The organism is Janthinobacterium sp. CG_23.3 (genome assembly GCF_046115965.1).
Taxonomy (GTDB): domain Bacteria; phylum Pseudomonadota; class Gammaproteobacteria; order Burkholderiales; family Burkholderiaceae_D; genus Janthinobacterium.
Genome location: NZ_JBJXIB010000071.1, coordinates 20,817 through 30,370 on the forward strand (window position 1 = coordinate 20,817; position 9,554 = coordinate 30,370).

11 protein-coding genes are annotated in these 9,554 nt (G+C 68.4%); 5 read left to right on the top strand and 6 right to left on the bottom strand.

All coding sequences use genetic code 11. The annotated features are described in order from the left end of the window. Positions 1–8: 8 nt before the first annotated feature. From ACFDR9_RS16800 to ACFDR9_RS16810, 3 genes are all read right to left on the bottom strand, one after another. Complete coding sequence (locus ACFDR9_RS16800; RefSeq protein WP_017876635.1) at positions 9–554, bottom strand: hemerythrin domain-containing protein; 546 nt, start codon at positions 552–554, stop codon at positions 9–11. A 176-nt stretch (positions 555–730) separates the two neighbouring features. After that, positions 731–1,225, bottom strand: a complete 495-nt coding sequence (locus ACFDR9_RS16805; protein ID WP_327076086.1) for a phasin family protein — start codon at positions 1,223–1,225, stop codon at positions 731–733. 268 nt (positions 1,226–1,493) lie between these two features. Further along, positions 1,494–2,525, bottom strand: coding sequence for an NADP-dependent oxidoreductase (locus ACFDR9_RS16810; protein WP_409031742.1), 1,032 nt, complete (start codon positions 2,523–2,525; stop codon positions 1,494–1,496). 182 nt (positions 2,526–2,707) lie between these two features. Between ACFDR9_RS16810 and purU the strand changes: the two genes are divergently transcribed. The 4 genes from purU to ACFDR9_RS16830 all read left to right on the top strand — a co-directional run bounded on the left by purU (position 2,708) and on the right by ACFDR9_RS16830 (position 5,244). Further along, complete coding sequence (gene purU, locus ACFDR9_RS16815; protein WP_409031743.1) at positions 2,708–3,577, top strand: formyltetrahydrofolate deformylase; 870 nt, start codon at positions 2,708–2,710, stop codon at positions 3,575–3,577. 37 nt (positions 3,578–3,614) lie between these two features. Then, positions 3,615–4,157 carry a YaeQ family protein gene (locus tag ACFDR9_RS16820; RefSeq protein WP_017876631.1) on the top strand — a complete coding sequence of 181 codons (543 nt, stop codon included), beginning with the start codon at positions 3,615–3,617 and terminating at the stop codon, positions 4,155–4,157. Between the two features lie 16 nt (positions 4,158–4,173). Next, positions 4,174–4,596: a DUF2946 domain-containing protein gene (locus ACFDR9_RS16825; RefSeq protein ID WP_409031744.1), complete on the top strand. Its 423-nt coding sequence runs from the start codon at positions 4,174–4,176 to the stop codon at positions 4,594–4,596. A 162-nt stretch (positions 4,597–4,758) separates the two neighbouring features. Next, positions 4,759–5,244, top strand: a complete 486-nt coding sequence (locus ACFDR9_RS16830; RefSeq protein WP_017876628.1) for a copper chaperone PCu(A)C — start codon at positions 4,759–4,761, stop codon at positions 5,242–5,244. 411 nt (positions 5,245–5,655) lie between these two features. Here ACFDR9_RS16830 and ACFDR9_RS16835 read toward each other — a convergent pair whose 3' ends face one another. Then, on the bottom strand, positions 5,656–6,459 hold the full coding sequence (locus ACFDR9_RS16835; RefSeq protein WP_409031745.1) for a head GIN domain-containing protein: 804 nt from the start codon (positions 6,457–6,459) through the stop codon (positions 5,656–5,658). 355 nt (positions 6,460–6,814) lie between these two features. On the opposite strand from ACFDR9_RS16835, the gene ACFDR9_RS16840 reads away from it, so the two are divergent. Continuing rightward, positions 6,815–7,453, top strand: coding sequence for an SAM-dependent methyltransferase (locus tag ACFDR9_RS16840; protein ID WP_409031746.1), 639 nt, complete (start codon positions 6,815–6,817; stop codon positions 7,451–7,453). An 85-nt stretch (positions 7,454–7,538) separates the two neighbouring features. On the opposite strand, the gene ACFDR9_RS16845 is transcribed toward ACFDR9_RS16840, so the two are convergent. Further along, entirely contained in the window at positions 7,539–8,822 is a 1,284-nt protein-coding gene (locus ACFDR9_RS16845; protein WP_409031747.1) for a c-type cytochrome, read from the bottom strand. Positions 8,823–8,833: 11 nt separating this feature from the next. Next, complete coding sequence (locus ACFDR9_RS16850) at positions 8,834–9,454, bottom strand: c-type cytochrome (RefSeq protein ID WP_409031748.1); 621 nt, start codon at positions 9,452–9,454, stop codon at positions 8,834–8,836. Between the last annotated feature and the right edge of the window lie 100 nt (positions 9,455–9,554).

Below are 9,554 nucleotides of genomic sequence, written 5' to 3' on the forward strand. Positions count from 1 at the left end.
CGTCCCGCTCAGGGCAGGTCTTGCGCGCGGCCGGTCTCGCCGCCGGACGGGTGGGACGGCGCCGGCGCGCCGTTGAAATCGGCTTCGATTTCCTCCCTGCGGTCCTGCATTTGCTGGCCCAGGGCGGCGATATCGAGCTGGGCGTTTTTGGCCTTGGCGAAGATCTCCTCCTCTTCCAGCGTGATGTGGCGCTCCAGCTGCTCGGACAGCACCGTCATCGTCGCATCGAGGTCCTCGTCGTCCGGCTCCATCCCTTCCAGCTGGCTGACCAGGTCCTTGATGCCGGCGTGGTCGGCCTCGGCCTCGTCCATCAGGTCGTCGTCGTCGATGGCGGCGCGCATGGCCGGATAAAACAGCTCCTCCTCCACCAGCGCGTGCACCGTCAGCTCATAACAAATCTGCTCGACCAGCTCCAGCTTCAGGTCGAGCTGTTCGTCGTCGTCCTTGAGCTCCTCGAATTGCTGCAGCATTTGCCGCACTTTCTGGTGGTCCTCCGTCAGCAGGGAAATCGCGTCGACGGACGCGTCGCCGGCCTGGTTTTTTGCGCTGTTCATGGTGTCTGTTCTCCTTGATTGTTGGGAAGCCGTCTGTAACGCCGCCGGGCTGTGTGCCGCCGGCATTGGCGGGCGATATCGAGGCGCCTTCCGCACACCGTCGGGGGCGCGAAGCAACCATCCGGCAAGGGGCGGCCCCGGCGGGCCGGCCCCGCGCCGGTACTGCGTCGAGCGTGTCAGTGCGCCTGCTGGCCGTGGCCGGTGCCCCGGCCGGTTTCCTGGCCCAGGCCGCGGTTGTGCTGCTGTTCCATGCCGTTGGCGCCGCGCCGCGCCGCCTCGTTCATCTGGTCGATGGCGGCGCGCTGGCGCTGGGTGGCTTTGTCGGTTTCTTCGCTGGCGGCACGGACGATCTCGTCGGCCACGGCGGCGGCGGCGCGGCTGGCCGCGGGCATGTGCGACTCCGCCGTCTTGGTCATTTCGACGTTGGCGTTGGCCAGCACGTTCGACAGCCGCTGCTGGTAGTTGCGCAGTTTTGCAATGGATGGGTGGAGCTGGGTGGTGGCCACCGACGCGAACTCGGTGGCGTCCTTGGTGGCCATCAGATGGCGGTTGGCCGAAGTCATATCTTCGATCAGTTCCTGCGCCAGGCGCATGTTCAATTCCGTGACTTTTTGCGCCGTGTCGATCGCTTTCCTGAACAGATCGGTCATGAACGCCAGTTGGACTTCCATGTGCGATCGGATGGCAGGGGTGATGGCTTGCGTGATCATATCTATACCTCGATAAAAAAGACCCTCATAAAGGTCACCCGGGTCGGTGCGGGTGAAGCTGTGCTTGTATCAAGCAAAGGGATAGACTCTTATCGAATCAGCAAGTTCCATGAATCTGGGGTTTTTTTGTCGCGGATGAAGCGGCTTGCCGCCGGGCGCGGGACGGCAAAGCGGCGCCGGGGCGGCGCCGCCGGACGGCGAACCGAATGGCCGGCCTTACTCCGCGTCCTTACTGCTCGGCCACCTGCAGCACCAGTTTGCCGAAGTTTTTGCCTTCAAACAGCATCGACAAGGCCTGCGGAAAGTTCTCGATGCCCTGCACGATGTCGACCTTGCTCTTCATCTTGCCCTGCTTGAGCCACTGGCCCATCGCCGCCACGCCGAGGTGGTAGCGCGGCGCGTAGTCGAACACCACGATGCCTTCCATGCGCGCGCGGTTGACCAGCAGCGACAGGTAGTTGGCCGGACCCTTCACCGCCGTGGTGTTGTTGTACTGCGAGATGGCGCCGCAGATGACGATGCGGGCCTTCAGGTTGATGCGGGTGAGCACGGTGTCGAGGATCTCGCCGCCGACGTTGTCGAAATACACGTCCACGCCCTGCGGACAATGTTCCTTCAGGCCATCCTTGACGGCGCCGCCCTTGTAGTCGATGCAGGCGTCGAAACCGAGTTCGTTGACGACGAAATCGCATTTGTCCTTGCCGCCGGCGATGCCGACCACGCGGCAACCCATCTGCTTGGCGACCTGGCCGACCGTCATGCCGACCGCGCCGGCGGCGCCGGAGACGACCACGGTCTCGCCGGCCTTCGGCTGGCCCACTTCGAGCAGGCCGAAGTAGCCGGTCAGGCCCGGCATGCCGAGCACGTTCAGGTAGGTCGGCAGCGGCGCCAGCGCGGCGTCGACCTGGATGAAGGAAGCGCTCTTGTCGTCGGCCGCGCCGATCCAGTACTGCTGCACGCCGATCGAGCCGGAGACGTGGGCGCCGACGGCGAACTTGGGCGACTTCGAGGCCACCACCACGCCAATGCCGCCGGCGCGCATGACCTCGCCGATGGCCACCGGGCGGATGTAGGATTTGCCCTCGTTCATCCAGCCGCGCATGGCCGGGTCGAGCGAGAGGTAGAGCGCCTTGACGACGATCTCGCCGTCGCCGATCTCGCGCAGCGCTTCACGCACTTGCTGCCAGTCGCTGGCCTTGGCCATGCCGAGCGGGCGGGCGGCGAGGCGGAATTGCAGGTTCTCCAACACTGTCGTTGTCATTGTTATTCCTTGAAAAAGGGAGGGGGTGATCGACTATACCTGAAAATTGAACGACCGTGCTATTCTCGGGAATGCTTGGCATTCTGGCCAGCCCGGCCCAGTCGTGCGACAATACCGGGCCTGCGGCTGGCCGTTTGGCCCCGCCGACCCACACCGACCACTATCGTAATCCTGATCCCGCCATGACGCATCCTGAATATATTCTGACCCTCTCCTGTCTGGACCAGCGCGGTATCGTGCACCGCGTTTCGGGCTTCCTGGCCGAACACGGCTGCAATATCATCGATTCGGCGCAGTTCGGCGACCAGCAGTCGCAGCTGTTTTTCATGCGCGTGCATTTCGCGCTGATCGACGGCGGCGTCAGCGACGCCGGGCTGCGCGCCGATTTCGCCGCGCTGGCGCAGGCGATGCAGTTCAACGCGCAGTTGCACGACGCCCGCACCAAGCCGCGCGTGATGCTGATGGTGTCGAAGATCGGCCACTGCCTGAACGACCTGCTGTTCCGCTACAAGAGCGGCCTGCTGCCGGTCGAGATCCCGGCGATCGTCTCGAACCACATGGATTTCTACCAGCTCGCGGCCAGTTACAACATCCCCTTCCACCACCTGCCGCTGGCGGCCGGCGCCTCGGAGGCGGCCAAGTTGGCGCAGGAGGCCCGCGTGCTCGAGCTGATGCAGACCCACGACATCGACCTGGTGGTGCTGGCGCGCTACATGCAAATCCTCTCGCCCGGCCTGTGCAAGGCGCTGGGCGGCAAGGCGATCAACATCCACCATTCCTTCCTGCCCAGCTTCAAGGGCGCCAAGCCGTACGCCCAGGCGCACCACCGCGGCGTCAAGCTGATCGGTGCGACCGCGCATTTCGTCACCGGCGACCTGGACGAAGGCCCGATCATCGAGCAGGACGTCGAACGGGTCGACCACGCGATGGACGCCGACACGTTGACGGCGATCGGCCGCGACGTCGAGTGCGTGGTGCTGGCGCGCGCCGTCAAATGGTTTGTCGAGCACCGCATTTTGCAAAACGGCGACAAGACCGTCGTCTTCAAATAGTCATTCACTGTAATTTTTTTTAGGCAGGCGTTACCCGATGGCCCTCAAAGCAACAATTTTCAAGGCTGAGCTGCAGCTGGCGGATATGGACCGCAATTACTACCAAGAGCACATGCTGACCCTGGCGCGCCACCCGTCCGAGACGGACGAGCGCATGATGGTGCGGCTGCTGGCGTTCGCCATCCACGCCGACGAGGCGCTGACGTTTACCAAGGGCCTGTTCGACACCGAGGAGCCGGACTTGTGGCTGAAGGACCTGACCGGCGCGATCCAGTTGTGGATCGAGGTCGGCCAGCCCGACGAGAAGCGCATCCTGAAGGCCTGCGGCCGCTCCGAGCAGGTGATCGTCTACAGCTACGGCGCCACCAGCCACCTGTGGTGGAAGCAGATCGCCAACAAGCTGGAGCGGGCCAAGAACTTGACGGTGATCAACCTGCCGTCGGAAGCGGCGATGGAAATGTCGCGGCTGGCCCAGCGCACCATGCAGTTCCAGTGCACCATCCAGGACGGCCAGATCTGGCTGACCGACGGCGCCACCACGGTGCAGATCGACCGCGAGACCGTCAAGGCGCCGCGCTAGCGCTATAATGTCGGCCATGGTGACATCGTTGACGTCGAGGCAATGGCAGATCTGGATCGCGCTCTTCGCGGTCCTGCTGAACGCGCTCGCCCCGTCGGTTTCGCACGCCGTCGCCGCCGCGCGCGGCCCGGCCCCGGCCTGGGAAATGTGCAGCGCCGACCGCACCGGCTATGCCGGGCCGGCCAGTGCCGCCTTCGCCGCTTTCGTGGCGGCGGAGCAACCGCCCGCCGCCGCCGCGCCGGAGGGCAGCGGCAAGGCCGGCGAGCATTGCGCCTATTGCCTGCCGCACGCCGGCGACTTCGCCCTGGCGCCGGCCGTCGCGGCGCCTGCCGGCGTCGTCGGCCGGCACCCGCCACACCCCTTCCTGTTGTATCGTGCGCCGCGGCCGTTGACGGCCTGGTCGGCGGCGCGCCCGCGCGGCCCCCCCGCGCCGGCTTGATCGCCCCGGCGCGCCGCTCGTCGCGCCCGGCGTTGATCGCTCCCCCCTCATTACCGATCCGGCGTTGCTGCGCTGCGACGGCGCAGCCGCGGGCGCGCCGCCGCCCGCGGCGGCGCTACGCCATACGGGCGCCCGTGCGCCGCCATTTTTTTGAGAACGACAATGAACAAACAATTTATCGCATTTTTGACGACGATGACGCTGGCCTCGTGCGCGCTGGCCCAGGTCAGCGTGACGGCGCCGTGGATACGCGCCACCGTACCGCAAGGCAAGGCCACCGGCGCCTTCATGCAAATCAAGTCGGACCAGGACGTGCGCCTGGTCGAGGTGCGCACCAGCGTGGCCGGCATCGCCGAAATCCACCAGATGGAAATGCTCGGGCAAACCATGAAGATGCACGCGGTGGACGGCCTCGACCTGGCCGCCGGCAAGACGCTGCACCTGGGCCCGGGCGGCTACCACATTATGCTGATGGAGCTGAAGCGCCAGTTGAAGCAGGGCGAGACCGTGGCGTTGACGCTGGTGGTGCAGGGCAAGGACAAGAAACGCAAGAACATCGAATTGGCGGTGCCGGTCAAGGCGCTGACGTACGTGGACCCGGCCGGCCCGGCCGCGATGCCGGCGATGGCGCCGCAGCACCAGCACTGAGCGGGCAGCGCACGCAAGGCCCCATGAAATCCGCTGTGTCGCCGCGCAAGCGGCTGGCGCTGATGCCGGCCGCGCTGGGCTTGGCCGGGCCGGCCGCCGCCGAGCACCAGCCCAAGGTGCCGCCCAGCAGTACGGCGGCGACGCCGGCTACGGCGGCAAGCAGGGCGGCGCCTCGGTCGGCGACCGCCAGGGTGCCTGGTCGTGTTGGATCGACCTGTCGCGGCTCGACAGCGACGGGTAGCCGATCGCCTTCGCCAACAAGCTGGGCGCGCGCCTGGAGGGCCACCCTCAATTGCCGCCGGCCATCGCCGCTAGCGTGGAGGCGGCGCCGGCCGAGCAGCTGGAACGGTGGTTTGAGGGTTTGCTCGACGCCGACAGCCTGGACCAGCTGGTCGGCGGCGCGTAGCGCCGTTAACGTCGCCCCTGGGCGGCGTCGCCTTGGCTCGGCGCAGCGCCCAGGCGTCTGACGTCGCCCGAACCGTGCACGCTGCGGCTCACTTGCGGATCGCCATAGTAGTCGATGCCGCCGGAGCCGCCGATGCTGGCCGCCAGCGATTGCCTCGGCCACACTACAGCCTTGCCTGAGCCGCCTATGCTGGCTTGCACCGCGCGGGCGTTCAACTGGCCGGTTTGCACGCTGCCGGAGCCGCCGATGGCCACGGTCAGCTGGCCGGTGGAGCCGCCGGCGGTGAAGTTGCCGCTGCCACCGATCGACACCGAGACCGCCTCGCTGCGTACCTGCTTGACCTTGATCGAGCCCGAACCGCCCACTTCGAAGCGCAGCTGGGGCGCGCGCAGCTCGGCCGCGTACAGCGTGCCGGAGCCGGCCAGGCTGACCCGCTCGACCTGGGGCGCCTGCACCACGATCCTGAGGACGCTCGGCGCCAGATTGACGCCGTGCCGGGCGACGCGGATTTTCAAGGTGCCGTTTTCCACCGTCGTCTCGACCAGCGCCTGCAAATTGTCGTCGGTTTCGACGCTGACGCTTTCGCTGGCGCCCAGGCGCAGTTCAACGTCGGCCGGCACGCTCAGCGCGACGCCGTCGAAATGGCCGACGCTGCGCGCTTGCTGGTGCACGCTGCCGTTGCCCTTGCCGCCGAGTTGGCGAGCGGGCCAGTCCCACGCCGCCGCCGGGGCCGCCGCCGCGCAGAGGGCGACGGCGCCCGCCGCCAAGACGAGGCGCCGCGCGCCGCCGCCGGTGATCGATGTTTGCATGTCATGTCCCCGTGTGTGCACAGCCGCCGCAGGCGCGCCGGTCCGCTGTGCTTGGATTGCCAAAATTGGTGTCATGGCAAGCATGCTACGGCGCCGGCGCGGGCGCGGGGAGCACTTTGCGACGAACCGCGGCCGGCGCCGGCCAGAATGCCGGCGGCCGCGACAGGGCGGCAACGCGGTATCACAATGAGGTATCATCCTGCCTTGGGCGCAAGTGTCGTGTTGCGCGCTTGCTGTCCCCGCGAGCGCAACACGCCGCTCGGCCCGGCGACCCGCGCCGAACACTGGCGCCACGCGCGGCGGCGCCACCTCGACACAATGACCGGCCGCGGCCGGTCCATACCACTGGAATTACATGCTGATCATTACCATCATACAGGGCAAGGAAAAGAGCTTGCTGGCAGGCGAACCCTGGATTTACGCGTCCGCGATCGAACGCGTCGAAGGCAAGCCGCAGGAAAAAATGAAGCCCGGCTCGACGGCCATCGTACAGTCCTCGGCGAAAAAATTCCTGGCGCGCGCGGCCTATAACTCGAAGTCGCAGATCCGCGCCCGGGTCTGGACCTTCGACGAAAGCGAGCCGGTCGACCACGCGATGATCAAGCGCCGCGTCAAGAGCGCGCTGGAGAAGCGCGCCGCCACCCTGAAGAAGGCCGGCGCCAACCAGTTGCTCTCGCTCATCAAGGGCGAGGAGGACGGCCTGCCGGGCCTGCTGGTCGACCTCTACGGCGGCGCGGGCGGCTACCTGGTCTGCCAGTTCCAGGCCGGCGGCGTCGACGCGTGGAAGGTGCCGATCGTGCAGGCGCTGATGGCCGGCACCGGCTGCGCCAACGTCTACGAGCGCTGCGATCCCTTGATCCGCAAGGGCGAGGGCCTGCCGGTCATTTCCGGCGCGCTGGCCGGCGAAGAGCCGCCGCAGGAAGTCATGCTGACCGAAAACGGCGTGCGTTTCGCGCTCGACCTGGCCACCGGCGAGCGCAGCAAGTTGCGCTAACAGCGGGTGTGGGGCGCTGCGCCCGCCTGGCCTGCCGTTGCGACGGCGCGCCGGGCGGGCGTTTTGCGTGGTGCGCGCCGAACGCCTAGTCCAGCGGCACGCCGCGGTAGCGGTTGACCTCGAGGGCCGAGACGGCGTCGGCCTGGTTGCCCCAGGAGCGGCGCAGATACGTCACCACCGCCGCCACGTCGGCGTCGCTGAGCAGCGGGCCGTAGGCCGGCATGCCGTAGGGGCGCGGATTGCCGGCGGTGCCGGGCGCGAAGCCGCCGTTGAGCACGATGCGGATCGGGTTGACCGCCTCCTCCATTGTCAGCGCGCGGTTGCCGGCCAGCGGCGGGTAGGCCGTGGGCTGGCCGCGGCCGTCGGCCTGGTGGCACTCGACGCAATGGCTCTCGTACAATGTAGCGCCGGCCGCCAGCTGCGCCTGCGCCGCCGCCGAGGTGTCGGGCGGCGCCGGCGGCGCCGGCGCCGGCGCGGCCGGGCCGGGCAGCGACTTCAGGTACGCGGCCATCGCCTGGATGTCGGCGTCGTCGAGGTGTTGCAGGCTGGCCCGCACCACCTCGGCCATCGGGCCGAACACGCTGGCGCGCGGCGACACGCCGGTCTTCAGCAACTGGGCGATGTGGCCGGCGTCCCAATCGCCCAGGCCGGCCTCGGCGTCCGAGGTCAGCGAGGGCGCGTACCAGCCCAGCACCGGGATCAGGCCGCCGGACAGGTCGCCGTCGCTGGCGCCGAGCGGGTTGCGGCTGCTGTGGCAGGAGGCGCAATGGCCCAGGCCCTGCACCAGGTAGGCGCCGCGGTTCCACTCGGCGCCGCGGGCCGGTTCGGGCCTGAACACGGCCGGTTTGAAGAACAGCGCGCGCCAGGCCGCCAGCGCGATCTGCTGGTTGTACGGGAAGCGCAACCGGTGCGGCTGGTTGGCCTTGGGCTGCGCCGGCACGCTCTGGAAGAAGGCGTACATGGCGTCGGCGTCCTCGCGCCTGACCTTGGTGTATTCGGTGTAGGGGAAGGCCGGGTACAACATGCGCCCGTCCTTCGATTTGCCGTTGTGCAGCGCGCGCCAGAAATCGTCGGCGCTCCAGGCGCCGATGCCATGTTGCTTGTCGGACGTGATGTTGGGCGAAACCACGCTGCCGAACGGCGTTTGCAGCGCCCGTCCGCCGGCGTAGGCGGCGCCGCCGCGGGTGGTGTGGCAGGCCATGCAGTCGCCGGCCCTGGCCAGGTAGGCGCCGCGCGCCACCAATGCGGCCGGCGCCAGCGTGGCGGCGGCGGCCGGCGCGCCGCTGTCGTCGGCCGGCCACAGCAGCAGCCGGGCGGCGCCGGCGGCCAGCAGCAGCACGGCGCCGCCAACGAGGAGGATTTTTTTCATGGGTAGCGGACTCATTCTGGCACGCCGCCGCATTTCAGCGGCAGCGGCCGGGTGATGGTGGTGGCCGGGCGGGCGCCGGGCGGCGCCACCTGGGTGCCGAGCCAGCTGGAGACGGCGGCGATGTCGGCGTCGGACAGGCGGCTGGCGACCTCGGCCATGCAGTCGGGCGTATGCGCTTGGCGCACCTGGTTTTTCCACGCGCCGAACTGGGCGTTGATGTAGTCGCGCGGCAGGCCCAGCAGGCCGGGGATGGCCGGCGCCAGTCCGCTCAGCTGCTCGCCGTGGCAGGCGATGCAGGCCGGCACCTTCTTGGCGGGGTCGCCCAGCGTCACCAGGCTGCGGCCGCGTTCCAGCACGGCCGCCGCGGCGGCGCTGGGCCGGGCCGGCGCCGCCGGCGGATGCTGCTGCGAAAAATACGCGGCGATCTCGCGCAGGTAGGCGTCCGGCAGGTGCTCGACCATATAGGTCATCAGCGGGTATTGGCGGCGGCCGTCGCGGAAATTCAGCAACTGGTTGTACAGGTAGCCGGCCGGCTTGCCGGCGATGCGCGGGAAGAAGGCGTCGCTGCGCTCCTTGCCGGCGTGGCAGGCGGTGCAGGCCTTGATGCGTTGTTCGAGCGTGTCGGGCAGCACAACCGGGGGGGGGGGGGGGGGGGGGGGGGGGGGGGGGGAGGGGGGGGGGGGGGAGGGGGGGAGGGGGGGGGGGGGGGGGGGGGGGGGGGAGGGGGTGTGG

Coding starts and splice junctions, on each gene's coding strand:
- ACFDR9_RS16800 (WP_017876635.1), bottom strand. CDS start 554: ATGAACAGCGCAAAAAACCAGGCCGGCGACGCGTCCGTCGACGCGATT.
- ACFDR9_RS16805 (WP_327076086.1), bottom strand. CDS start 1,225: ATGGAAGTCCAACTGGCGTTCATGACCGATCTGTTCAGGAAAGCGATC.
- ACFDR9_RS16810 (WP_409031742.1), bottom strand. CDS start 2,525: ATGACAACGACAGTGTTGGAGAACCTGCAATTCCGCCTCGCCGCCCGC.
- purU (WP_409031743.1), top strand. CDS start 2,708: ATGACGCATCCTGAATATATTCTGACCCTCTCCTGTCTGGACCAGCGC.
- ACFDR9_RS16820 (WP_017876631.1), top strand. CDS start 3,615: ATGGCCCTCAAAGCAACAATTTTCAAGGCTGAGCTGCAGCTGGCGGAT.
- ACFDR9_RS16825 (WP_409031744.1), top strand. CDS start 4,174: ATGGTGACATCGTTGACGTCGAGGCAATGGCAGATCTGGATCGCGCTC.
- ACFDR9_RS16830 (WP_017876628.1), top strand. CDS start 4,759: ATGAACAAACAATTTATCGCATTTTTGACGACGATGACGCTGGCCTCG.
- ACFDR9_RS16835 (WP_409031745.1), bottom strand. CDS start 6,459: ATGCAAACATCGATCACCGGCGGCGGCGCGCGGCGCCTCGTCTTGGCG.
- ACFDR9_RS16840 (WP_409031746.1), top strand. CDS start 6,815: ATGCTGATCATTACCATCATACAGGGCAAGGAAAAGAGCTTGCTGGCA.
- ACFDR9_RS16845 (WP_409031747.1), bottom strand. CDS start 8,822: ATGAAAAAAATCCTCCTCGTTGGCGGCGCCGTGCTGCTGCTGGCCGCC.